Origin of the sequence: Sediminitomix flava (genome assembly GCF_003149185.1) — a bacterium.
Lineage (GTDB): Bacteria > Bacteroidota > Bacteroidia > Cytophagales > Flammeovirgaceae > Sediminitomix > Sediminitomix flava.
Genome location: NZ_QGDO01000002.1, coordinates 575,293 through 600,302 on the forward strand (window position 1 = coordinate 575,293; position 25,010 = coordinate 600,302).

16 protein-coding genes are annotated in these 25,010 nt (G+C 35.9%); 7 read left to right on the top strand and 9 right to left on the bottom strand.

The features are described from left to right. Nucleotides 1-104 precede the first annotated feature (104 nt). Together BC781_RS09510 and BC781_RS09515 are read left to right on the top strand one after the other, a co-directional pair. Entirely contained in the window at nt 105-1,580 is a 1,476-nt protein-coding gene (locus tag BC781_RS09510; RefSeq protein ID WP_109617006.1) for a cryptochrome/photolyase family protein, read from the top strand. 428 nt (nt 1,581-2,008) lie between these two features. Continuing rightward, nucleotides 2,009-4,237 (top strand): T9SS type A sorting domain-containing protein, encoded by a 2,229-nt coding sequence (locus BC781_RS09515; protein WP_109617007.1) that lies wholly within the window; start codon nt 2,009-2,011, stop codon nt 4,235-4,237. 93 nt (nt 4,238-4,330) lie between these two features. Here BC781_RS09515 and BC781_RS09520 read toward each other — a convergent pair whose 3' ends face one another. Beyond that, a complete protein-coding gene (locus tag BC781_RS09520; protein WP_109617008.1) occupies nt 4,331-6,541 on the bottom strand; it encodes a B12-binding domain-containing radical SAM protein in 2,211 nt (736 codons plus the stop codon). A 162-nt stretch (nt 6,542-6,703) separates the two neighbouring features. Between BC781_RS09520 and BC781_RS09525 the strand changes: the two genes are divergently transcribed. After that, on the top strand, nt 6,704-7,981 hold the full coding sequence (locus BC781_RS09525) for a hypothetical protein (RefSeq protein WP_109617009.1): 1,278 nt from the start codon (nt 6,704-6,706) through the stop codon (nt 7,979-7,981). 116 nt (nt 7,982-8,097) lie between these two features. Further along, nucleotides 8,098-8,829, top strand: coding sequence for a metallophosphoesterase family protein (locus BC781_RS09530; protein ID WP_109617010.1), 732 nt, complete (start codon nt 8,098-8,100; stop codon nt 8,827-8,829). Nucleotides 8,830-8,897: 68 nt separating this feature from the next. Here the strand turns inward: BC781_RS09530 and BC781_RS09535 are convergent, their stop codons facing one another. The 8 genes from BC781_RS09535 to BC781_RS09570 form a co-directional block, all read right to left on the bottom strand. After that, nucleotides 8,898-9,626: a YgdI/YgdR family lipoprotein gene (locus tag BC781_RS09535; protein ID WP_109617011.1), complete on the bottom strand. Its 729-nt coding sequence runs from the start codon at nt 9,624-9,626 to the stop codon at nt 8,898-8,900. A 200-nt stretch (nt 9,627-9,826) separates the two neighbouring features. After that, nucleotides 9,827-14,425, bottom strand: coding sequence for a fibronectin type III domain-containing protein (locus tag BC781_RS09540; protein ID WP_109617012.1), 4,599 nt, complete (start codon nt 14,423-14,425; stop codon nt 9,827-9,829). 18 nt (nt 14,426-14,443) lie between these two features. Beyond that, on the bottom strand, nt 14,444-15,313 hold the full coding sequence (locus BC781_RS09545; protein ID WP_109617013.1) for a hypothetical protein: 870 nt from the start codon (nt 15,311-15,313) through the stop codon (nt 14,444-14,446). 31 nt (nt 15,314-15,344) lie between these two features. Then, complete coding sequence (locus BC781_RS09550; protein ID WP_109617014.1) at nt 15,345-15,992, bottom strand: hypothetical protein; 648 nt, start codon at nt 15,990-15,992, stop codon at nt 15,345-15,347. Next, nucleotides 15,992-17,206: a caspase family protein gene (locus BC781_RS09555; RefSeq protein ID WP_109617015.1), complete on the bottom strand. Its 1,215-nt coding sequence runs from the start codon at nt 17,204-17,206 to the stop codon at nt 15,992-15,994. Before BC781_RS09555 ends, BC781_RS09550 begins: the two co-directional genes overlap by 1 nt. 15 nt (nt 17,207-17,221) lie before the next feature. Next, on the bottom strand, nt 17,222-18,313 hold the full coding sequence (locus tag BC781_RS09560; RefSeq protein WP_109617016.1) for a hypothetical protein: 1,092 nt from the start codon (nt 18,311-18,313) through the stop codon (nt 17,222-17,224). 30 nt (nt 18,314-18,343) lie between these two features. After that, nucleotides 18,344-19,126 carry a hypothetical protein gene (locus tag BC781_RS09565; protein ID WP_146201663.1) on the bottom strand — a complete coding sequence of 261 codons (783 nt, stop codon included), beginning with the start codon at nt 19,124-19,126 and terminating at the stop codon, nt 18,344-18,346. A 696-nt stretch (nt 19,127-19,822) separates the two neighbouring features. Further along, a complete protein-coding gene (locus tag BC781_RS09570; protein WP_109617018.1) occupies nt 19,823-20,071 on the bottom strand; it encodes a hypothetical protein in 249 nt (82 codons plus the stop codon). Nucleotides 20,072-20,265: 194 nt separating this feature from the next. Between BC781_RS09570 and BC781_RS09575 the strand changes: the two genes are divergently transcribed. The 3 genes from BC781_RS09575 (at nt 20,266) to lhgO (ending at nt 24,908) form a co-directional block, all read left to right on the top strand. Next, nucleotides 20,266-21,435: a tyrosine-type recombinase/integrase gene (locus BC781_RS09575; protein WP_109617019.1), complete on the top strand. Its 1,170-nt coding sequence runs from the start codon at nt 20,266-20,268 to the stop codon at nt 21,433-21,435. Nucleotides 21,436-21,707: 272 nt separating this feature from the next. Further along, nucleotides 21,708-23,639, top strand: a complete 1,932-nt coding sequence (gene thrS / locus BC781_RS09580) for a threonine--tRNA ligase (RefSeq protein WP_211323718.1) — start codon at nt 21,708-21,710, stop codon at nt 23,637-23,639. Between the two features lie 69 nt (nt 23,640-23,708). After that, complete coding sequence (gene lhgO, locus BC781_RS09585) at nt 23,709-24,908, top strand: L-2-hydroxyglutarate oxidase (protein ID WP_109617021.1); 1,200 nt, start codon at nt 23,709-23,711, stop codon at nt 24,906-24,908. Nucleotides 24,909-25,010: the final 102 nt, after the last annotated feature.

The following is a 25,010-nucleotide window of genomic DNA, read 5'->3' on the forward strand; positions in this document are numbered from 1 at the left end:
AAGAGTTAGTCAAATACACAGACTAGCTCTTTTTTATTGGTTTGAATCTGTAAACATTTCTAATTTTAATAGCTTATACCTCTAAACAAATTCATACCCAAAATATGAGTAAAGCTATTAACCTCGTTTTTCCTCATCAACTCTTTCAAGAAAGTCCATTATTGAAAAATGGAAATGTAATTTACCTTATTGAAGAGTTTCTTTTTTTTAGACAATACTCATTTCATAAACAAAAACTAGCCTTTCACCGAGCTAGTATGAAAGCCTACCAAAGCTATTTGGAAAAGAAAGGCATAAACATAGTATATATTGAGGCTCATGAAAAGCGATCTGATATAAGGGTTTTACTCTCTGAGCTTACTGATGTTTCAGAAATTCATATCCTCAATCCCGTAGATGATTGGTTAGAAAAACGAATTCAAAAATGTAGTCAAGGAAAGAAAATAGTTTTCTACGATAATCCATCTTTTCTAAATACAGAAGAAGAGCTTTCCGCTTTTTTTAGAGCTGATAAGAAGTCTTTTTTCCAAACAACGTTTTACAAACAAGAGCGAAAGAAAAGAGGTATTCTCATAGATGATACACAAAATCCTGTTGGTGGAAAATGGACTTACGATCAAGATAACCGAAAGAAATATCCGAAAGGCAAAACACCACCTGCCGTAGAATTCCCAAAGACCTCAGAATTATGGAAAGACGCTGTCAATTATATTCAAAAACACTTCGATAATAATTTAGGAAAACTCACAGACAGCCCTCTTTATCCTCTCACTTTTCAAGAATCTCAAAACTGGCTTAAACAATTCTTAGCTACACGTTTTCATGAATTCGGAATTTATGAAGATGCAATCGTTAAGGATGAATCTACTCTCAATCACAGCATACTTTCTCCCCTCATCAATACAGGTTTGATTTTGCCACAAGATATCATTGAGCAAAGTTTAGCCTATGCTGAAACAAATGAAATCCCTCTAAACTCTACCGAAGGATTTATCCGTCAGATTATTGGATGGCGAGAGTTTATAAGAGGAATGTATATCTGTAAAGGAGTTGAATCTAGAACTAAGAATTATTGGGGATTTTCAAGAAAAATTCCACAAAGCTTCTACGATGCTACTACTGGAATTGCGCCTATTGATCATACAATTAAGAAAGTACTCGAAACAGGCTACTGTCATCATATTGAACGTTTGATGATTTTAGGCAATTTCATGTTACTCTGCGAATTTGATCCCAATGAAGTTTACAGATGGTTCATGGAGTTATTTATAGATGCTTATGATTGGGTGATGGTTCCAAATGTCTATGGCATGAGTCAGTTTGCAGATGGAGGACTGTTTGCTACAAAACCTTACATCGGAGGATCAAATTACATTCGTAAAATGAGTGACTATCCGAAAGGAGATTGGGAACCGATATGGGATGGACTTTTCTGGCGATTTATTCACCATCATCAAGAAGTTTTCAGTAAAAATCAGCGAATGTCTATGCTTTATCATTCACTTTTAAGAATGGATGAGGGAAAGAGAGCTATTCACTTACAAAATGCTGAAGCATTCCTTAATTCATTAGATCAATGATTAACTTCCCTAACAGATTCATTTGATGTAACATTGATAATAAATCCCCTCTATTTTAATAATTTCTCCCCCATCAATCTTTTTCTAGTCTAAAATCAAAAGGCTGTCTAGTAAGGATTCAATTATCAGAATGAAGCAACAATCATAGAACACTGGTTTACAGGCTATATACAAATTATTCTTCACAATAATTTCTCACTCAAATACCTTTTGTACAGTTGAACAATTTTAGCCTCTTAAAAAATTACTGTTTTGTACATTTTTAGTCTATTACCATAACTTGACTTTAAATGTATCTGTAACAATTATTACTTCAAGAATATCAGACCGAATTAAAAAGCTTTACCGATACCTTTTCTCTAAAGGATATCTAAAAGGAGCTGTTTTCGCTACCTCAAGACCTTGAAGAATCATAAAACAAAAAGGATATGTTACAGAAAAATATTTTTTGGCTTTGCTTGATCATAACTTTTACCTCAACGATTACCAAAGCTCAAACTATTGCAATTGATGTCAATTTGAATGTCAATCATAAGATTGGAACATCCACAGATTTTGAGCGAGATAAGTTCATAACAATACATGCAGATATAGATGATAGAGATTGGTATGACGCTGAAAACTTCACAGACAATCTCATTGATCAATTCTTAAATGGTTATGATGTATATATGGGTAGAAATACTGGAGGTGTACAGTGGATTATGAATGGTGTCATGCGTGAAGACCCTAACCGTCCTGGCTATGCCGATGTCACTCATATTGAATCTGAAGGTTTAAAAAGAAGAAATAATTACGCGAGTAACAATACCTATCATGCTTATGAGCATAGGAATAATAAAATCTTATGTACACAATTACATCCATTTTACCCTGATGGCAAAAAGACAAATAAAGGATGGGCATTTTCTCAAACAGATACTGAAGAAGAGCCTTTAGGTACAGCAAGTGGTGAATTCTATGCACACTATATCAATAACTTTTTTGGGACAGGCGGAAACACTGGACAACCAGCACCTACTTATGTAGAAATTACCAATGAACCGCTTTGGGATCTTTACAATGAGATTGATAATGCATTCAAATTTCATAGAACTGTGGCACAACAAATCAAAAAGATAAGTCCAAATACTAAAATTGGAGGATTCTGTACCGCATTTCCAAACTTAGAAGAAGACAATTTCCAACGTTGGGAAAACAGATGGAAAAAATTCATGGATACTTCGGGTGATTTAATGGACTCGTGGGCTATTCATTTATATGATTTCCCAGCAATTGGCGGAAAAAAGAAACTGAGACGAGGCAGTAATGTAGAGGCTACTTTTGATATGATGGAACAATACAGTACGATGCTTTTTGGAGAGGTAAAACCTTTCCTCATCACTGAATTTGGAGCTTCTTCTCATGACTACAAAGGTACTTGGTCGCCTTATCTAGATTACTTGCACAATACGGCTGCAAACGCATTGGTAATGCAATTCATGGAACGTGCCAATAATATCGGAACAGCTATCAACTATACGATGTTGAAAGCAACTTGGGGAAGTCCTTCAGTAGACAATGTATGGAGTGCGAGATTATTACGCCGTAAGGATGAACCTGTAAGCCTAACAGGTGAATGGGTTTACTCAGATAGAGTACATTTCTACCAACTATGGTCAGATGTAAAAGGAACAAGGGTCGATGCCTTCCAACATAATTTAGATATTCTCACAGATGCCTATGTTGATGGAGATAAAGCATATGTAATTATGAACAACTTGGCTTGGGAAGACAAAAACGTAAAAATCAATTTATTTGAAGATGCTGGACTTTCTATAAATACGCTCAAAAAAAAGCACTACAGATTAGATGATACGAATGCTTCCGCTGACAAAAATGGTGGAAAATTAGAGACGATTAATTACTCATCTGATATTCCTGAAACATTTATAATTGGAGCAGAAGGTACTATGATTTTAGAATATACGTTCTCAGGTCAGATTGCTATAACAGATACTTCTCAAGAAATAAAGCATTATGCCCAAGAATACTACAAACCGATCAAAGCAAATACAGCTGAAGTATTCCATATTAATGGAGTGACTATTGGGACTTATGGGGAAGCAATGCTCAGATTAGGCTTAGGTCGAGCACATAACAAATCGTTACGTCCTTCAATTCAGTTCAACGGTACGGACTTAGAAGTTCCTGAGAACTTTAGAGGGGATGAACAAGTAGATAGAGATACCTTCTTTGGCGTGCTAGAAATACCTGTTCCTTACGAATTGCTAGAAAGTAGTAACACAGTAAGCGTAACATTCCCCGATTCTGACGGCCATATTAGTTCAGTAGCCATGCAGGCTTACGAATTTTCTAAAGCACTTGGAAGAAGTACAGAAGATCAAGGTGGTGAAGATGAAAACATAACTAGTACTGATGGCAAATTGGGCAAAGTCAATGTTTATCCGAACCCTGCCGACTCTTACGTTATTTTTGATGTATCGGGTGAAGCAGAATTTTCTCTTCAGATATTTAATCTTATGGGACAAAAAGTATTAAGCGATCAAGCTTACAGTGGAAAACAAATAGATACTAGCGGTTTAAAAAATGGCGTATATTTCTATAATATCCATTTAGGAGATACAGTTTTGAAAGGAACTTTTGTCATTTCATAGGATTACACTCTATTTTCTAGTTTAAAAAAATGGCTCATATGATCTGAAATACAGTAATATGAGCCATTATTTATAATTGAGTAAATCTTCTGATTAGAGCCTAATCAATAACATTCCATGTTTTCGGAGTGTTTGCCACAAATGTCCATTGATAAACCGATTAAAGTCAGGGTGAACGTGTTGTAAATAGCTGTTCGCTAAATCCTGTAATTTAAGACTTTCTTCACTTCTGATATCAAAAGCTTCAAAATGATCTAACAACCACTCCGCTTCTTTTGCCGAAGTTTTTACTTCAAACCCACCTTGTCGATCTGCAAAATAGAGATGTGCTTTACGCTCTTTTTTTCCTTTTCTATTGAGTGTGAAATACTCTACCTCTGGCATTTTCCCTAAGAAAATAACCGTATGGTCAATCTTAGATACATCCTTCTTAAGCGGCTTACTGATTGCCTCTTCAATTAGGAATGGAGGATGAGTTGTTTCTTCCGTTTCAAAATCGAACCACTCATTAACAGGCCAGTCCAAACAAAGTCCATGCATATAGTTAAATATTGCCTTGTTCAATCCCTCAGTAAACATATCATGGTCGCAGCCTTCTGGGTCTTCATGCCAAAGATCATTTTCTGCAAAGCCTTCAAATTCTGGCCCTACACGCACTACACCATATTCTTCTGGGTTCTTTCCAACAGGACTATGTGCTGTCATTGAGAATCTGTGCCAAAAGCCCGACTGAATAATGTTATGTTCAAACAACTGACGAACAACTTCTAAAGAATCAATTGTTTCTTGTTCAGTTTGTGTCGGGAATCCATACATCAGATAGGCATGTACCATAATCCCTGCCTCAGTAAATCCTTTGTTGACTTGCGCAACTTGCTCAATTGAAACCCCTTTCTTCATTTTATTCAACAAACGATCTGAAGCTACTTCCAATCCTCCAGAAACGGCTATACATCCAGATTTTGCTAATAGCTGACACAAATCTGGAGTAAATGTTTTCTCAAAACGAATATTTGTCCACCAAGTGATATGCACTCTTCTTTTGATTAACTCCAAAGCCAAATCTCGAAGAACCAATGGCGGTGCAGCTTCGTCTACAAAGTGGAATCCTGTCTGCCCTGTTTGTTCAATAACACCTTCAATTCTATCCACCAATTGTTCGGCAGGGGCTGCGTCATAACGGCTGATGTAATCTAAAGTAACATCACAGAAAGTACATTTTTTCCAATAACAACCATGTGCTAAAGTCAGCTTATTCCATCGTCCATCAGACCAAAGTCTGTGCATTGGGTTTACCACCTCAATAATTGAAAGGTAGCTATCCAATGGTAATCCTTCATAATTTGGAACACCGACTTCTGTATGTGGAATATGAGGACCTTGAGAAGTATTGATATATTCAACGGCATGATCTCTTCTCACGAAGGTGCGTTGCAGTTGATCTATTTCAATTTCTCCTTTAAAATATTTTGTCAATTGGAGTAATGGACCTTCGCCATCATCCAATGTGATGAAATCTATATAATCAAAAACTCTTGGGTCTTCCAAGCTGCGTAGTTCCGTATTCGGAAAACCGCCACCCATTATCACTTTAATGTCTGGGTAATATTGCTTGAGGTATTGACCACATTTGAAAGCACCGTATAAATTACCCGGGAATGGCACTGAGAATGCCACTACATCAGGTTCAACTTCTTCAATATACTCTTCAAGAATAGAGAGTAATGCGAGGTCAAGGAAAGAAACAGGTTCTTCCAAAGCTTCTTGCATTTCATCAAAAGAAGATGCTGATCGACCTAACTTTTCGGCGTATCTGCTAAATCCAAAATAAGGACTGATCGCTTCTTTGATCAAATCGCCTAAATCTTCGATATATAGCGTAGCCAAATGACGTGCATGGTCTTGAATACCCATAGTTCCGAATGCCCAATCCAATTCTTGCAATTGGTCAAAACGGCTCCCCTGCGGAAGAAAATCAGTATTACAAATGCTATGTGCTAAAGTTGAGTTTTTGTTCTGAAGAAAAGCAATCACTGCATCAATCGTACTGATATAATCTTCCTCCAAAGCCAAAACTCTTAAGCTTGCCTCTGAAAGATATTCTGCCTGTCTTGCTTCCTCAAACACCTGAATAAGACCTTCTCGATTGAAAATTCTCAAAATCAAGTCTATTCCCAAGTCTCCTTGTTCAGAAGGTATATCATACTGATCCAAAAAACCCTTGATATAAGCCGTAGCCGGATAAGGTGTATTCAGCTGTGTCAGCGGTGGTGTCAGTAACAAAAACTTCGGTTGCGTCGTCATCTCCCTCAATATTCAATTTAATTCAAACACAAAAGTACGGAATTCAAGCTTTTTCCTATACCTAGATGTATAAATTCATGTAAATAGCTTGGCAAAAAAGCCCGAGATACAATAATTTATACTTTCTAACTTTTTAAATTAAAGTCTAGTAAAAATCATATTATGGAAAAACCATCTACCCGTCAAAAACTACCTAAGTGGCTCGTCAACATACAATACAATAGTTGGGAACCCGAATTGTTTATTTCTGGAGGAGCTATTTTCACCCTTCTTCAAATTCCACAATGGCTTAACCAACAAAGTATTCTGATTAAACAACAAACAGGTTTTATAGAATCTATATTGATTGCTCACTTCCTATTGGTAGCTATCAACGGACTTACTTTAGGTTTTGCCCTGCATATCATTATGCGTGGTTTCTGGATCGGGATGGTTTGCCTTAGCTACGTTTATCCACAAGGAGCTAACATCGCAAAAATGAAATTTGCAGAAAATTTTGAGAATCATTTAGAAAAAGAACCCGATATCGTAAGTTTTGTAGATCGACTCGAACAGATTTGTAGCCTTGTTTTTGCTTTCTCATTCATCTTCTTTTTGGTCATTATCGGAGCACTCGTTACAGCTATGGTTATTATTCCGCATAGTGCTTTAGAAGCTCAAATAGGTGCTCAACTTTTTATGGGTTTACGAGTACTATCGGGCTTTGGAATGCTTCTCGCATTTATTTATATGCTAGACTTCTTGACACTTGGCTGGATTAAAAAACAGAAACATTTGGCAAGATTGTATTATCCGATTTATATGGTATTCTCTATTTTGACTTTAGCTTTTGCGTACCGTTCGGCATACTACACATTTATCACCAATACGAAACCATATAAAGCCTACCTCACCTTCGCAGTATTTATCATTAGTTCTTTTTTAATGACAGCCGCTTTAAGTCCTGTGGCAAAAAAGGAAAATGAAGATCGTCTACTTCTCAGTTATTCTAATGGTTCAGAAGAATTGCACTTAGATTGTTATGAAAATTTACGAGATCATTCAGAACTGATTCAAAGAGCCACAATTCAGTCCGATATTATTGCTGAAGATTACATCAAACTCTTTGTTGTGCATCATAAAATCATGGAAAGGGCTATTGGAGAAAAATGGATTGCAGAAAATGTAGGAGAAACAATGGATAAAATTGAGTTTATGAAAAAGCTCTACGAAGTAACTCTAGATGGTAAACTTCAACAAAATATCAAATGGCGATTCTTTGAACACCCTCAAACACAAGAGCGAGGAATTATCGCATATATCCATATCAAAGATGTAGATGCTGGGGAGCATCGAATTAACGTCAATCTCTGTCAGCAGATAAAACTCGATCAAAAAATACTTGAAGACTATGGCATCAATATGGGAATGTATGCTGCTATACCCTTCTGGAGAGAATAAAGAGTCAATAAAAAATCCTATCAAAATCTGATGGGATTTTTTAGTTATAAATATCATCTCTTCTTAATCTTAGAAAAAGTATCTTTCACCCGTTTTAAAATTTACTTTTCGAAATCATGAAAATTGCATTCATTTCAGATATTCATGCCAATCTACCTGCTTTAGAAGCTGTATTAGCTGATATTGATCAAATACAAGCTGATTTTATTTTTTGCTTAGGCGACTTGATAGGCTACAATATTTGGCCTAATGAAGTTGTGGAAGAAATAAGAAAAAGACGTATCCCAACCATCATGGGAAATCATGATGAGGCACAGCTTTTTCCTTTTACACACGAAGACAAAAACTCAAACAGAGGGATTACAAGAGAAATGTTGAACGACGAAAATCATGCTTATTGCGTTCAACTTCCTCGACAACTGTTCTTCGATTTTCAAACCGAAGAAGGAAATGCGAGAATTCAATTGGTACATGGTAGCCCAAAAGCGATCAATGATTATTTCACGGTAGATTATCCTGAAGAAGAAGCTTTAAAATTTATGGAAGAAGCCAACTCACATATCATTTTATGCGGGCACACTCATAAACCCTATCATAGAATCATTACGGCTTCTGATCAAACGTTCAGACATGTCATCAATGTCGGTTCAGTAGGAAAACCTAAAGATGGAAACCCAAAAGCATGTTATGCTTTAATGGAGTTAAAATCAGAAATGTCATTGAGTGATAAAAACATGATTTCTATCGAGTTCAGAAGAGTGGCATATGATCATGAAAAAGCTGTACAAGCAGTGATGGATAGTCCTTTTCCTGAGGCTTATGCTGAAGCACTTAGAAATAGTAAATAAGTTTAATAGAAAAAAGGTTAGCATTCTTAAGAATACTAACCTTTTTTTGATAAGTAGTAAATCAGACTTTATAGCGTCCCTTCTTTAGACTCTGCTCCACATTCTGAGAATTTCACAGCATGTTTAGACAAATCTCTCCACTTTGGCGATGCGTATTCTGCAACAACAGCTTCACAGCTTCCCCACATTGGTTTAAACTCAGCACTGTAGTCTTTTTTCTTTAATCTAGTAGCAACATCGCTTTGCCCTACTACTTTTACATAATACGACTTTGCAATACCACCAGCTTTTATTGGTCCAACTCCGATAGATGCTGTCTCACCAGCCATTGGATCATGATAGATTTTTACGCTCTTTGAGAAAGTTGGGTTCAACAACTGAACCAACAAAGTCAATTGCTTTTTCTTTACTTGAACCTTCGAATTTTCGAAATAAGCATAATTCTTACCCAACAAATCTTGGTCTAGCTTGTCATCAGTCCATCTACGAGCATCATTCAAAAAATCAATCGCTTTGCCTAGTTTATCTAAACCACTTGGCGGTAAATACATGTGCTTTACCTGATCTGGCGTTAGTTTGTGTTTTTTCCCTTCCAAATCCACGATTTTGATTTCTTCAATCAAACCTTTCTTACGGTCTACGTCTTTAAGTGTTCCTTTGATTTCAGTACCATCAGCTAGAGTGATATAAGCTGTTTTTTTGTGTGAATACTGGAAAGTAGGTGTCAGTAGTTCTTGAGCAAATACGGGCGAAATAAAAATACAAAGTGCAAAAAGTGTTATTATTTTTTTCAACATAACTAAAGTAAAAATAAGTCAATGATTAATTATTTAACTTCAATTAAATTAAAGGTTTCCCGTTAAAACCACAAGCCAAATCATATAATCCCACAAAATAATAACAATTCATAAATCGCTATATTTCAATTTTTTATTAAAAAAAAAGAGAGCCTTAATAAATAAGACTCTCTTCTATAATTAGAATTCAGTAATAGATTCTATTCGTACATCAATTTTATATTTTCAGAATAAACTTGACCGTCTGAACTTACAGCTGATATTCTAGCTACATATAATCCTTTCGCCAATTTTGATGAAGGATACCAAGTTAGCTGATGATAACCGCTTTCAAATGATCCTTCTTTCACCTCAGAAACTTTTGCTCCATTCAGATTATAAATTTCGACTGACATTTCATAGTCTGAATTAGACTTTGGTAGATTCAACTCAAAAACAGTCTCCGTTCTGAATGGATTAGGGTACACATTACTTACTTCAAAGTTTTGAATACCTAACTGCTCATTTACTACAGAAGCTTTACCATATAGCACTTTAAAGTTTCTTTCCGTATGATCTGTTCCTAAACTGTATGAGCTATAGTCTTTCATATTTACGACTTTACCAGTTTTTACATCATGAAGCAGAAGTACATTTCCTCTTTCAATTTGGAATTCATTATCCCATTGAAGAACAACATTCTTCTCATCCAAACTGGTATTCACGACAAATTCCCAACTTCCTTCATTAGCATTTGGAATAATATCCTTAGCAATATTAGAAACCTCAAATTCATTTCTTTGGAAACTAGCTTCTGTAAAATCCATAAAGGTAGGTAAGCTAGTTTGGTCATTACGATCGCGTCCAAATTCTGCATCAGAGCTCATCCCGAAAGCTCCGATACTTTCCCAACCATTTCTTAAGTTTGAACTTAATGTAATAGACCAATTTTCTGAAGATAAATTCTTTGAAGATTGCGCTCTTACATTAGATTTTCTGAATGAAGACGGACTTTGGAATGGATATAAATGTAAAGTCACACTTGAACTAGAGGTATTTTCTATAAATACTCCTGAAAACTCATCTAGTGTGAATGAAGAAATTGACTGATCAATAAAACCATAGTCAAAGGTTTTTACTGAAAAACCTGCAACATTGTAAGCATCAATATTCTCATCAAAGAATAGCATGTCTCCAAGTGAAATAGGATATGGGAATGGATTTCCTACTAAATTCCAACCTGGCGATAAAGTAACTTCATGAGAGTTAAATTCTCCAGTTGTCCAATCGTATGCTCCCAAGTTTGAGTTTTGAGTATGATATTCTTCATAAGCTCGAGTTATTGGTTCCACACTCTTACTAATTATCCAATAAGCTTTACCTGGCTCTATCGTTGAATTTAGTGTCTTTTCACTCGTACTTGACCCCGTAAACTCAAATACTCTTAATTCTTCTTTAGAGTTTAAATCATAGAACTGATTCATTTCATCATCAGCAAAAAATGCTTCTACTACGGTCGGCTTATTACCACTCTCGTCAGCGTATGGTGTTGATACTAAACGATACGCTTGTTGGACAACACCCTCTTCATAATCTTCACTACTAGAAAAGAAGTTTGAAGCCAACGGGAAACCATTGTCTATAGCTTGGTAGTCTCCAGTTACCTCATGTTTAATAGTGAAACTTTCACCTTCTGGATAAGCTACAACATCTCCTGAATTCAACTCCAATAAATATCGATAACCTACTAATGATCCTACTCCTAGATTATAGCCATCCAGATAAAAACTTGAATTGCCCTCATCAAAATTCATAGGAATTACTTCTGAGACCTCAATATCAAAAGGATCTTCATTGGTATTAGGGACACCAAAAATATGGTAGTACTGTAGGTAAACATCTCGCACAAGCGATGGATTTACAAAGATCTCAAAATCAAAAGCTCCATTAAAGCTTAAGTTTTCATCTTTTTCGGCAAGTGTTTGTGTCTCATCTACAATATCACCTAACTCTATAGGAGTCGTAAACTCAACCACATTTGACCAAGAAGACTTGTCTCCTTTAATATTACCCCTTACTCTTGCAAAATAATAGGTATCTGGTTCTAATACATTTGTAGAAAAAGAGTTGGATGTAATCTGATCGCCAATTACCCACATTGAGCCAAAGTCCGAATCAGTAGCTATTTGTACTTCAAAATCTTCTGTATACAATCCCTCATGAACCCATGTAAAATCAGCACTTGTTGAAGTGACTGTTGTACCATCTATAGCAAATTCAGTAGGAGGTTCTGCAGTGGTATGTTCTTGGTGATGCCACCTTGAAGATTGTGTATCATTTGAAGATACTACTGCTACAAAGTAAGACTTATCCTCTGCCAAACCTTCTATTTTTAAACTTGTGCCTGTAACTTCTTGTCCAAAATAGTAGTCATCGTGCTGCACTTCAAAGTAGAATGCACTTGTATAGTTATTGGCACCATCAGTGTAATTATAATTAACTCTGATTATGTCACCAGAAACAAAATTAAACACACCAATTTTATCCCATTGTAAAATCCCACCAATGATCTGCTTTACATTTTCAAGATCATCTTGGTTACCTGGTCCAATATAAAACCTATAATCATCCCCTTCTCCTACATTTTCATAATCTTGGCTACTTAGTGTGTATTCATAATCAGCAAATTGAGGATCGACTTCCTCATATGTCTGTTTTGCAAGTACATCAACCCAATATTTTGATGCTCCTTCAACTTCACTCCAAACAGCATCAAAACTAGAATATGCATTATTGGTAACCGTGAAAGCAGGCATCGCCAATTCATTTGCAGTTGCAGGATAGTAAGGTCCAAAATCTTTTGTTTGAGATGAACCATCTTTATTTTTCACTAAGAATGAAATCCCATGATCCTCTATACCTGATGGATTTGCATTATAGAATAGATAAGGAACCATTGTAATGGTTACTTCTGTGCTAGATATTCTGGTCATTCTAGCTGATTCAGCTGAATTAGACCAATCCTGTTGGTTATCTGGATTTCCAGCTCCTGACCACCCCCATAAATATGGCGTATCATTTCCTTCCAAAGGAGTACCTGCCACATCTAAAGTGATTGTAATTTCTTGATTAGACCTCCAATTTGAAGGAGAAATATTAACTATTGATCTAAAAGGATCTTGAGTTTCTTCTGCTGTTGTTGTAGACAAATTAGTAGACCAATCAGAAAGGTTTTCTCCAACTTTAGTTTGCACTCTTACATAATACAAGGTATTTGGGCTCAAGTCTTCAAAATCAAAAAATGTATTGGTTGTATTGAAAGTTGATTTATTCGTAAAGTCATCTGAAGTTGATATCTCAACATTATAAGACTCTGCTTCTGTAACACTATTCCAACGAGCCGTAAATCCTGTTTCAGAAACATCCGTGAGTTCACTTAAAGTTGGAACTGGTAATTCTGCACTTGTTGTCTTATACTGATAAAAGTAAGCAGCCCCTGCATCAAAGCCATTATCATCATCAAAAGGAGCTCCCATTACAATATGCTCCCCAGACATTGCAACTGAATTCCCAAAGTTATCATACAAACTATCAGTACTTATTTCATATAATTGTTCTTCAAATACCCAATTGTCTTCAATACTTTTATATACAAAAACAGCACCCTGCCCTTCTGTATTTATAAAAGAGCCTGCTCCGCCAATAACTAAATAATCATTTTTGATGTCTACAGAACGAGCAAACCAATAACTGTCAACTTGTTCCGTCGGTTCTGTGAACTTGGTATCAAAAGACCAATTATTAGGCTCATTATGCTTATATAAATAAGCTGCTCCTTTACTAGAATTATGTCCATATGCACCAACTAATACATGGTCTTTGGATAAGGCTACTTCTAAGCCAAAAAGATCATCCGTTTGAAGGTCTGATGCAGTAATCGTGTACCCTGGGCTCCAAAAAACACTATCAAAATCATAGACATATGCCGCTCCTTGGTCAATGTTTGTCCCGTCATAAGAAGGTGCTCCAACTACAGCTCTCCAATCTTCTAAAGCGACATCTATTCCAAATAATTCTTCATATTGAACATTACTAGATGCCAATAAATCTTCTTCTTCCCAAGATACACCATTGTATCTAAAGATATAAGCAAGACCTTGGTCAGTAATACTATCATCTGCCCATGGAGCACCAATAATTGCCAAATCTCCTGAGATATCTATTGACCATCCAAAATTATCAAACTCCATTCCGTTTGAGGCTTGTAAAATGTCCTGTTGTACCCAACTTGAACCATTGAAATGATACACATATACCACTCCTTTATTCTCTAAGCCACTCACATCTCTTCGAGGAACACCTACCATTGCCCATTTTCCATGAACAGCAATTGATGCTCCAAAAAAGTCATTTTCACCTCCATCAGTTGTAGTTAAGAACTGAAACTCTTGCCAAACCGTACCATTAAAGCGGTAAACATAGACTCCTCCTTGATTTACATAAGTTCGATCAGACTCATCTGCAGAAATGAAAGCCCATTCTTTATCTGTTGCTACTTTCCATCCAAAGAAATCTTCCGTAGTAACTGCACTTCCAATGATTTTCTGTAAATCTTCATTAGATGCAACTCTAGCATTACTCTGACCAGAATTTGAAACTGATGCTGATGCTTTTACTTTTTGTACTTGAAACTTAGACGAAAACTGATCTTTAGAATCAAATTTTAGCTTTTGTGCTAAAGCTTGATTTCCTATTGTGAACAAGACGAGCATACTCAAGCATCTTATCCACATTCGAAAAAGTAGTGTATTATTTTTCATGAGTATATTCTTTGAATGTTATAAATCGTTTTTAGCTTTATTATCGGGCATTGGAAGTTTTAATTCCATTTTTTTATAACTCAACTTATCTTCTTCTTGAAGAGGAATAAGCTCACTTATCAACCAGCCTAGGTTTCCTTCTTTTCGCTCAAAGTGATTCAGTTTGAATGCCCAATTAGGTATTTGTAAGAAATGATAGGTAACAGTACCTACTTCTTTAATGGTTAATTCTTTGTTCTTCACCAAATAGAAAAAAATCTGTCTATGATCTTCACTTCGGTGCTCCTTGTAGAAATCATTACTTGCAAAAGCTCCAATATTTTCAGCTTCCTTTTTATTCGTTGCTGAGACCAATTTCATGAAGTTCAGCTCATGCGACACAGGAGAAAGACTTGCCATTGGGTCTTTTGGTAAAGTAGATAAGAACTTTGCGTTCGCAGCACAGATGGTCCATTTCGAAATTTCCTCTTGGTCTGTTTCTGCTTGCATAATTAGCGTCATTGGATAATTTTTTCCTTTATAGCTAACCGACACTTCCACTTCTGCATACCAATCTTCATCAAAGTAAGAAAGCTTTTGTTCTGCCTTTTTAGCACAAACTTCCTTAATGAATCGATTAACTAGCTTTTTCTTTTCTTCATCAGCCCCTTCTAAATAATCCTTGTCTATAAGTCGAAAAATTGCCTCTTGACGTTTTCCTTTAGAATTCTCAGGGATTGCATTTCCTTCATAATCTATTTCGAAATTGAATCTCTTAATGAATTCATCTGTTTGCTTCACCCTACGGATAAACTCTTCCTCACTTGTTTGACTTATATTTTTATTTTGTGCTGCTAATGGAGATATCATCCAAAAACTAACAAACACACTGATTAATAGCTTTTTCATTTTTTTAATGATAATGCAAAAAGTAGTTTAATTAAGTTGTACGGGTTTGAGCTACGGAGATATCTCCTAGAAGTACAGACCACCTTGTTCCAAAAAGGTCTTTTACTTCTCTAACCTCTACTTCCACTGTTTTCTTAGTTACATCTTTGTAAACAGTTTCTCCTTCTTTATCTAAAGCTTCAAACTCTTGATAAATCGTAGCGGTAGCGGTATAAATAGCCTTCCCGTTTTCGTCTACCCCTTTTTTCAAAAAGTTACTTACCACACAGCTTTTAGAGGCTTTAATCACAACCTTGGCATAGGGTAGAGTTGCAAGCTTCTGTAAATAGGCATCTAGTGGACGATAAGCTCTTTTTTCTACTCCATTCTTTACAAAAGAAACCTCCATATTGACATCTTTACCTCGATTGATAAAGTGATCAAGACTTAAATCCATATAAAGCTTTCGGCTATCCATATCATTCTCAGATGAAGCTATCTCTGAAAAATACTCTTGGACTTCATTGATTTTATCAATAGTTCGCTGCCTAAATAGTTCTAACTCATCAGCGGTTAAAACATGAGGCGTTTTCTTAACACTATCTTGAAATAATATGACCTCAGTTGCACTAGCGGAATGCAAACAAGTCACGATTAAAATCAAGCAAAAAAATATCTTATTTATATAAAAAGTTTTCATTATTGTCTCTTGTAATATTCGTGCACATCTAATTCTGTATATCTTCCCTTATGATCTTTCTTTGAACGAATCTCTATGAGGTGAACTAAGTTTGGAGACAAAGCCAAACGCTTTACAAACTTCTGAGCAGGTTCTCTGTCCAAAATTGTTTTCCCATCTCTACCAAAGACTGTCACTTTCACATTTTCATGTGCAAAGACTTTTTCTAAAGTAGGCTTGATTAGCTTAATTCGCTCAGACTTTGCTTTATCAGAACTCACTAAAATCCCTAATAAATCTTTTAATGGGTTCTCGATCACATCCTCATTATTATAAGTCATGTCTACTGATAAAGCTTCCAAAGCAATTTCTTCCTGTACAGTATTTTCCGTACTTGCTAAAACTGGCTCTGGTTCTGGCTCTTCAACCTTTTCTTCCAATTTAATTTCATACTGAGGTGTGAAAAAATATGGATCGTAACACATATCCATGGTTGACTTCTTGGTATTTGCCATAAGGTCACCCCAAGTAATTGGCTGTGCAGCCATAACCGATTTTTGAACAGCATCTAAAAAGCTTCTTGTAAAAAAACCTCCTTCGCGGTCTCCAAATGCTTGCTCTCCTGGGCTACTACTTGTTGCTATAATTTTACCTGCGGGCATTTTAAAAAGGTTCTTATAGACATCAAAAGATTCATTGATATCATCTACTAAAGAACCTCCACCACGCGATGCAATTTTATGGCTAAGTCCTGGTAAAATTTCATTACAACAATCAGCCATCACTATCTGAAACTTTGGATTCTTCTTAGCTATTTCTTCTTGTACAAATTCCAAAGGATAATAGTGACGATCAAGTCTTACCGTACTCAAAAACATTTGTGGCCAACGAGATGCATCTGTTGTAGACCTCGCTCCATGTCCTGAGTAGTAAAAGAAAACAATATCTTCAGGGCCACATTCTAGCTTATCAAGCTGTTCCATCAGCTTTTCTTTACTAAAATTCTTCCCTTCCAAATAGTACTTTTTTATTTCTAGGTTATTTGCATTGGCTATCGTCGCAAATTCCACTTCCATTCGATCAAAGTCTTGTTGGCAACTCGAACCAATAGAAGGATCTAAAGTTGATGCTAACAAGAATGCATGAAATGTTTGTGCAAACGAATTTCCTCCGAAGAATAAAAATCCACCCACAAACAATAGCACTTTAAGCGTTGTATTGATTCTAGATTTCATAGGTTAAATAGGGGTTTAGTCTTCTAATTCACGAGCTTCTTCTGGCAATTCCTTCAAGATATTGACAATGTTACCTCGTTTATTAATAACAATGTAGTTTTTAACCTCTTGCACATCCCCCATTAACTCATCCTCAATACCTTTAATGATTCGGATGATTCCCATCTCTTCTTGCTTGATCTCTTCTTTAGGTTTTTCCTCAACAGCTGCCTCAAGGCCTCCTTCTGCATTCTCATCAGAAATGCCTGCTTCAGCTACCTCAATTTCTTCAACTTCCTCAACCTCTTCGATCTCTGTAAACTCTTTAACAATTTTGCCATTTTCTACCTTAACCCCCCAAATCGGGAAGTATGCAAAATCTTCTTCTTTAGGGAAAGTCATAACAACTCCTCCATTTTTGATTTTAAGCATGTAACGGCTAAGCGAAATTTGATCTTCACGAGGTACAAAATCTGCATCATCATAAACCAAGCTACCATCGCCATTTTCAAAAATCTTAAACATACCTGCCAATGCATTACGGTTACCAGACATATATTTGTCTAGCTTTTCACAGTAATCCATTGCAGCATTATAAAGCAAAGACTTAAACGTTGGAGAAAGGTACATTTTTTCCTCTCCTTTCATAAGAGGAACATATGCAATACGGATTGTATCACCCTCTGTAGACAGATTTCCTGCATCAACAGCTTTTACAATAATGTCATTAAAGCCTTCTTCTAATGGCACATAATCATAAAAAGAGATCGTAGTATCTGAATCAACATTGACTTTAATAGACTTATCACCGATGAAGACTTTCAACTTCTCAACATTTGCGTCATCAGAAGCGGTACCACTTACTCTTACATTTTTTGAATGAAAGATTTTATATTCAACACCATTTGCATCTTTCTTTACATCATGCTTGCTAAAACCTCTAGCTGACCATCTTTTAGTTTGATCTACTTCATCTTTTACAGGCAAAAGAGCCAACAATGGGACTTCATTCATCCCAAACTCTAAATAAACAGGTTCAGAAGTATTCATTGCTATAGGTGGTGAGTCTTGAGCATAGCCAAATGAAATACTAAAAAATAATAGGATAACACTCAGTATTCGTAACATAATATATAGTTGTTCTTGTGTTTGTCTAATTTAAAAGTTCGGAGGAGCGGGTAAATCTTGTGAGCCACTTTCCACAACGTTAGGTTCATCTTCAGTAGAAGACTGCAAACCTGTCAGTACAACGTACCCCCCTGCTAAAGCAGCACCCACTAGTACTGTCTTAAAAAATCCGCCTCCTTTTTTTACCTTAAAATCAGGAGTACTTTTCGAGATGAATCCTTTACTATCTCTCAATGCAAAATGGTATTTCCCCTTTTGTCTTGGAGTCAATACAGTAATTTTCCCTGCAGATTGTTTAGCTGAAGCAATGTCTTTTGTGATTAGAGTACCATCTTTTTTATAAAGATCCACAAAAATTTCATCTGTTGGTTTCCAGCCTCCTCTAGCCCAAATTAACTCAATTGATTTAGGCTTCTTTCTTTTGTAGGAAGATTTGAAATTGTTAATCACTTTCAGTTTTACAGGTGAGTAAGTTTGAACAGCTTTGACTTTCATGCTAAGATTACCTTGATACCTTTCAAGGTCTTGTTTAAGAGCCCATTCAACTTTATAACCCGTACCAACTTTCATATCAGTACCGATATCTCCTGTGATACTTTTAGCCAATAACTCTTCACCTTCATCAGTCACATAATAAAGTGTAACATCATAAGTTTCTGAGTCATCGGATTCTGCTAGTAAATCATAATTTACAGTCATTAGACTCTGATCATCAGAGAGGTTTACAGTAAGATTCTGTATACTCTGTGCTATAACAGACACCTGACAACCAAGAATCATCGTAATAAGTAATAAACGGTGTTTCGTAGTCATTTCTTTATACTAAAAAATTAATAATTATTTCGATTTCACCCAGTTATAGATAATAAGTTAAATCAAAAAAGTAAGTCATTTATTCATTAGATCTAGTGCAAAAAAAAGTATATATCTCTTAAAATACTATTAATATGTTAATAATTACAAAACAAAAACAAAACTTAAAACGTTGAATAATAACCAAATACAAAAACAAGACACCTTATAAATTATATTATTCCAATATCGTATTTAAAATTATTTTTTCATCAAAAATACAATTTCACAAAAACACCTAACCATAACAGAACACACAACACAAGACACCCACATCTAAAATCCACAATAACAACATGCATAATTAACTCAACATTGAATACTCAAAATAAAATGAATTTATATTCATTATTTATTTTTAATTTAATGGCAAATTAAAGTTTTAGTATAACTACCATCTACTTAATATAAATAATTGACTACTTATGTTTTACACTAAACTTAGAGCATAGCTTTCTAATTATTTTTAGGAGTGATAACAATCTATTCTGGTTTGAATACTTTGAGTTAGGAAAGAAAGAGAAACTACCAATAAAATATTGGAATAGTTATAAGATAAGTTTGACACTTTTGAACAAATCACTTGTAGTTGTATAAAAAAAAAGAGAACATGTCTATGCCCTCTTAATGTATTCAAAAGTAATTGTGTAAAATTCTTTATTCCATAAGTTCCCATAATTCTGCTTGAATCAAACAGCCTTCCAAGAATTTGAGTGCACGAGGTAAATCTAACTCAGGATTCTGCATCGCCTGATCTAAAAGTTTTCGATACTCCCGCTCAATTTGAGTGTGAGTGATCGCACCTTTTCCTTTGGGATAAAGCATACAGATTTTTAGGAATGGAGCAGCATCTTTTTTAAAAACTTGATATGCGCGCTCTTTTAATTTTTTTGTTCCTTGAGTCATAACTATAAATTAGCTTTCCACCTGCTTAACATTAAAAAAGATAAGAAATTGTTCTCTTTCTTACAATAGTATAAGCTGAATAGTTAATACATAAACACAATTAGATTCAGCTATTTTTTTATTCAAAATCAATTGCTTTTCCAATAACGTTAAATTTAATTAGCCTTTATTTTGAGAAATAAGATTCTTCATATATGGCTAAAGCAAAAAATTCTTCATCTAAATCAGTCATTGCTGAGTACAAAAAGATATCATCTACTTTACTACTTAAAGAATATGAGACATGGCTAAAGCAAAAAGATGGAAAGTATGATAACTACTTAAGAGTTGCTCATCTTTTCCTTGTATTCTGCAAAGAGCATAACCTTGGGATAGATGAAGTTAGTTTTCAGATGTACGCGACTCAGCAGGATTTGAAGAAATCAATGAAATCTATTCTCAATAAATTCATTAAGTTCAGCGATGAACAAGGACATCACGACTTCGTTTATGACCGAAAACGTGGCCCATTACCTAAAAATGCAGTTATTCTCGCCTTCTTAGATAGTTTAAGTCACCCACCGAGTCGTGATTCATACGGTTATGCACTTAATCGATATGATATATGGTGTAAAGATGGTGAACTACCATTACTTTCATCTGAAACCTTACTTGCATTTTTGGATTATCTAGAAGATTTCTTCACAAAAAACCGATATTTATCTGTCGTAAAATCTTTAGCTAAATGGGTTTTAGAAAATAGAGAATCAATCCCTGAGCACCGACATGATACCCTTGAAGAAATACAAGAAATTGAAAAAATCACATTCTTAAAATCCTTCAAAGCAGATGGTTATAAATACTACAAAGATGCCTTCACTAAAAAGGAAAGAGAGTTTTTCTTGGAAACTTGCCCTGACAGTGAAAGTAAACTTTTGTTTAGTCTAATGGCTTTTGAGGCACTCCGAATTAGCGAGGCTTGCGATATTAAAATTCGAGATATCAATCACCTCAATCGAGAAATCTATGTGGAAGCTAGAGGTGGATTTCTACGACAAGCAGTAAAAATGAGTGAAACCACTGCCCGTTATTACAAAGATTACATGAGTGAGCACCACTTAGAAGGCCCTGCCCTTTTTCCGAATACTGCTAAAAGTAAAGCCTTCAAATGGTTTAAGAAAATCTTGGAACAAACAGGTATTCATAAAGAAAAAAGAGTCAGCCCACATTCTCTGAGACACACAGCCTTACAAATTTTGATGGATGATGGACATTCCTTAGAAGATGTTCAACGTCATGGAAGACACAAAAGAATTACATCTACCTTGGTTTATGTAAAAGAGAATAAAGCAGATAAATCGATATCAGAAAATAAAGAAGAGTAGACCTACGCTATTTTAACTTCTCAAACACTAAGAATCCTTTTCTACTTTTTCAGAGAAGGATTTTGTTATTTCTAGAGCAGTGATAAAGAATTATTAGTCATGTTATAGCCATTGTTTTTCATCTTAAATCTTATTTTTTCTTATTCTATCTTTATTTCTTGAATTTCTAAAGCAAAATACTTCAATGTTTTGCAAAAAATGACAAAATTTGCAGCTAACTATTTTTTGACGTTAATCAAGGTTCAAACCTTATAGTAGTAATATTCCAAATTATGATAAAAGTAACATTGCCCGACAATTCGGTAAGGGAGTATGAGCAAGGCTCTTCTTCTTTAGACGTTGCAAAGAGCATTAGTGAAGGATTGGCTAGAAACGTTCTGGCAGCGAAAGTGAATGGTGAAGTATGGGATGCAACCCGTCCTTTGACCGAAGACGTAACCCTTCAACTTTTGACCTGGAACGACACCGAGGGCAAGTCAACCTTCTGGCACTCTTCAGCTCACTTGATGGCTGAGGCTCTAGAGGCACTTTATCCAGGAATTAAATTGGGTATCGGACCTGCAATTGAGACTGGTTTCTATTACGATATTGACTTTGGTGATTATGAGTTTTCTTCTGACGACCTAGAAAAGGTTGAGAAGAAAATGAATGAGCTTGCAAAGCAAAAGAATGAATATAAGCGTTCGGAAATTTCAAAAGCTGACGCTGTTCAATACTTTACTGATAAAGACGATGAGTACAAACTAGATTTGATTTCTGGTTTGAACGATGGTGATATCACTTTCTATGAGCAAGGTGCTTTCACTGACCTTTGTCGTGGACCACACATCCCTCACACAGGATTCATCAAGGCGATCAAATTGATGTCTGTAGCTGGTGCATACTGGAGAGGTGACGAGAAAAACAAAATGTTGACTCGTATTTACGGTGTGACTTTCCCTAAAGCAAAAGAGTTGAAAGAATACTTGGAGCTTTTGGAAGAAGCTAAAAAACGTGACCACCGTAAACTAGGTAAAGAACTTGAACTTTTCACTTTCTCTCAAAGTGTCGGTCAAGGTCTTCCATTGTGGTTGCCAAAAGGTACAGCTTTGCGTGAGCGTTTGGAGCAATTCCTACGTAAAGAGCAAACTAAGATGGGCTATGGTCAAGTCGTAACACCACATATCGGTTCAAAAGATTTATATGTTACTTCTGGTCACTATGCGAAATACGGTGAGGATTCTTTCCAACCAATTCACACACCAGACGAGAACGAAGAGTACTTGTTGAAGCCTATGAACTGTCCTCACCACTGTGAGATTTACCGTTCAAAGCCTCGTTCTTACAGAGATCTTCCTGTTCGTTTAGCTGAGTTTGGTACAGTTTACCGTTACGAGCAGTCGGGTGAGCTTCACGGTTTGACTCGTGTACGTTCATTTACACAAGATGATGCGCACATCTTCTGTCGTCCTGACCAAGTAAAAGAAGAATTCAAGAAAGTAATTGATTTGGTACAGTATGTATTCACATCATTAGGTTTCGAGAATTATACAGCTCAAGTTTCATTGAGAGACTTAGAGAACAAAGACAAATACATTGGTGATGATGCACTTTGGGATATTGCTGAGCGTGAAATCAAAGAAGCAGCTGATGAAAAAGGTCTTCCAACAGTGATTGAATATGGAGAAGCAGCTTTCTACGGTCCTAAATTAGACTTCATGGTGAAAGATGCACTAGGAAGAAGCTGGCAGCTAGGTACAATCCAAGTGGATTATCAATTGCCACAGCGTTTTGAGTTGGAATACAAAGATAAAGACAACACTGCAAAACGTCCTGTAATGATTCACAGAGCACCATTCGGTTCTATGGAGCGTTTCATTGCGATCTTGATCGAGCATACTGCAGGTAACTTCCCACTTTGGTTGAACCCAGAGCAATATGCTATTCTTCCAATCTCTGAGAAATACGAAGAGTATGCTAACAAATTAGCAAATCAGCTTGAAGTAGAAGGATTGACTGGTACAGTTGATCACAGAGATGAAAAGATCGGACGTAAGATTCGTGATGCGGAAGTAAAGAAAGTACCATTTATGCTTATTGTTGGAGAGAAAGAAGCAGAAGAAGGTACGGTTTCTATCCGTAGAAAAGGAGAAGGTGATTTGGGTAGTATGCCTATCGAAGAATTTATCTCATTCTTCAAAAAAGAAGCTGAAGTAAAAGCTTAATCAAAGATAAATCATAATACCTCTCTCGTTTGAGAGGGGTATTTTTTTCCTATAAATTGAATTAACAAGATGACTTACGACGTAATCATCATCGGTGGAGGTATTGTCGGTGCCGCAACTGCACTTAAAATCAAAGAGCAGCGACCTGAAGCCAAAGTACTGATACTAGAAAAAGAAAGTGGACTAGCAAAGCATCAAACTGGTAATAACAGTGGCGTGATTCACTCTGGCTTGTATTATAAACCAGGGAGTCTGAAAGCCAAAAACTGTATCAGAGGTTATAACATGCTTTTGGATTTCTGTAATGAGCATGAAATCCCTTACGATCTTTGTGGTAAGATTGTAGTCGCTACCAATACCAAAGAAGTTGAGATCATGAACGGACTCTACAAAAGAGGTCTTGAAAATGGCTTGACAGACAACAAACTCATTCGTAAAGAGGAAATCAAAAAATATGAGCCTTATTGCGAAGGAGAAGCTGCTATCCATGTGCCTTACACAGGTATTGTAGATTATACCTTAGTAACGGAAACATACGGTAAAGTTTTCCAAGAGAAATATAATGGAGAAATCCGTTTCAACACCAAAGTAATGGATGTTCGTTATGGAAGTATCGCTACCGAGATCATTACAGATCAAGGCACTTTCAGAACAAAGTTGGCTATCAACTGTGCGGGACTTTACTCGGATAAAATCGCAGCATTCAACCATAAAAACCTAGATTTCAAGATTGTTCCTTTCAGAGGTGAGTACTATCACTTGAACAAAAAGAAAGAACATCTTGTAAAGAACTTAATTTATCCTGTTCCAGATCCATCATTCCCATTCTTAGGTGTGCACTTCACTCGAATGATCGGAGGTGGAATTGAAGCTGGACCAAATGCAGTATTTGCGTTCAAAAGAGAAGGTTACGATAAATCTGATTTCAATATGAAAGAATTTATCGAGTCTGCTACCTATAAAGGATTCTTGAAAGTAGCCTCTAAATATTGGGTAACTGGATTAGGTGAGATGTATCGTTCTTACTCAAAATCTGCATTTACAAAAGCACTTCAGAAATTGATGCCCGAAATCAAAGAAAGTGACTTGACAGCAGGTAATGCAGGTGTAAGAGCTCAAGCACTTGACAGAAATGGAAATATGGTAGATGACTTTTTAATCTTAGAAGATAGCCATATGATCAATGTTTGTAATGCGCCATCTCCGGCCGCTACATCATCTTTGTCTATCGGTCTTACGATTGCAGAAATGGCTGTGAAGCGTTTCTAAATCAAGAAACCTACAAACTTAAAAGCCCATCACTCATTATTTTCATAAGATGAGCGATGGGTTTTCTTTTTAGAGAAATATATAGCTAGTATTTATAAGAGC

Bases quoted from the DNA above. Each gene is read 5' to 3' on its own strand.
- BC781_RS09510 (WP_109617006.1), top strand. From the start codon at position 105: ATGAGTAAAGCTATTAACCTCGTTTTTCCTCATCAACTCTTTCAAGAA.
- BC781_RS09545 (WP_109617013.1), bottom strand. From the start codon at position 15,313: ATGAAAAAGCTATTAATCAGTGTGTTTGTTAGTTTTTGGATGATATCT.
- BC781_RS09565 (WP_146201663.1), bottom strand. From the start codon at position 19,126: ATGACTACGAAACACCGTTTATTACTTATTACGATGATTCTTGGTTGT.
- lhgO (WP_109617021.1), top strand. From the start codon at position 23,709: ATGACTTACGACGTAATCATCATCGGTGGAGGTATTGTCGGTGCCGCA.
- BC781_RS09540 (WP_109617012.1), bottom strand. From the start codon at position 14,425: ATGAAAAATAATACACTACTTTTTCGAATGTGGATAAGATGCTTGAGT.
- BC781_RS09555 (WP_109617015.1), bottom strand. From the start codon at position 17,206: ATGAAATCTAGAATCAATACAACGCTTAAAGTGCTATTGTTTGTGGGT.
- BC781_RS09530 (WP_109617010.1), top strand. From the start codon at position 8,098: ATGAAAATTGCATTCATTTCAGATATTCATGCCAATCTACCTGCTTTA.
- BC781_RS09535 (WP_109617011.1), bottom strand. From the start codon at position 9,626: ATGTTGAAAAAAATAATAACACTTTTTGCACTTTGTATTTTTATTTCG.
- BC781_RS09515 (WP_109617007.1), top strand. From the start codon at position 2,009: ATGTTACAGAAAAATATTTTTTGGCTTTGCTTGATCATAACTTTTACC.
- BC781_RS09575 (WP_109617019.1), top strand. From the start codon at position 20,266: ATGGCTAAAGCAAAAAATTCTTCATCTAAATCAGTCATTGCTGAGTAC.
- BC781_RS09560 (WP_109617016.1), bottom strand. From the start codon at position 18,313: ATGTTACGAATACTGAGTGTTATCCTATTATTTTTTAGTATTTCATTT.
- BC781_RS09570 (WP_109617018.1), bottom strand. From the start codon at position 20,071: ATGACTCAAGGAACAAAAAAATTAAAAGAGCGCGCATATCAAGTTTTT.
- BC781_RS09520 (WP_109617008.1), bottom strand. From the start codon at position 6,541: ATGACGACGCAACCGAAGTTTTTGTTACTGACACCACCGCTGACACAG.
- BC781_RS09525 (WP_109617009.1), top strand. From the start codon at position 6,704: ATGGAAAAACCATCTACCCGTCAAAAACTACCTAAGTGGCTCGTCAAC.
- thrS (WP_211323718.1), top strand. From the start codon at position 21,708: ATGATAAAAGTAACATTGCCCGACAATTCGGTAAGGGAGTATGAGCAA.
- BC781_RS09550 (WP_109617014.1), bottom strand. From the start codon at position 15,992: ATGAAAACTTTTTATATAAATAAGATATTTTTTTGCTTGATTTTAATC.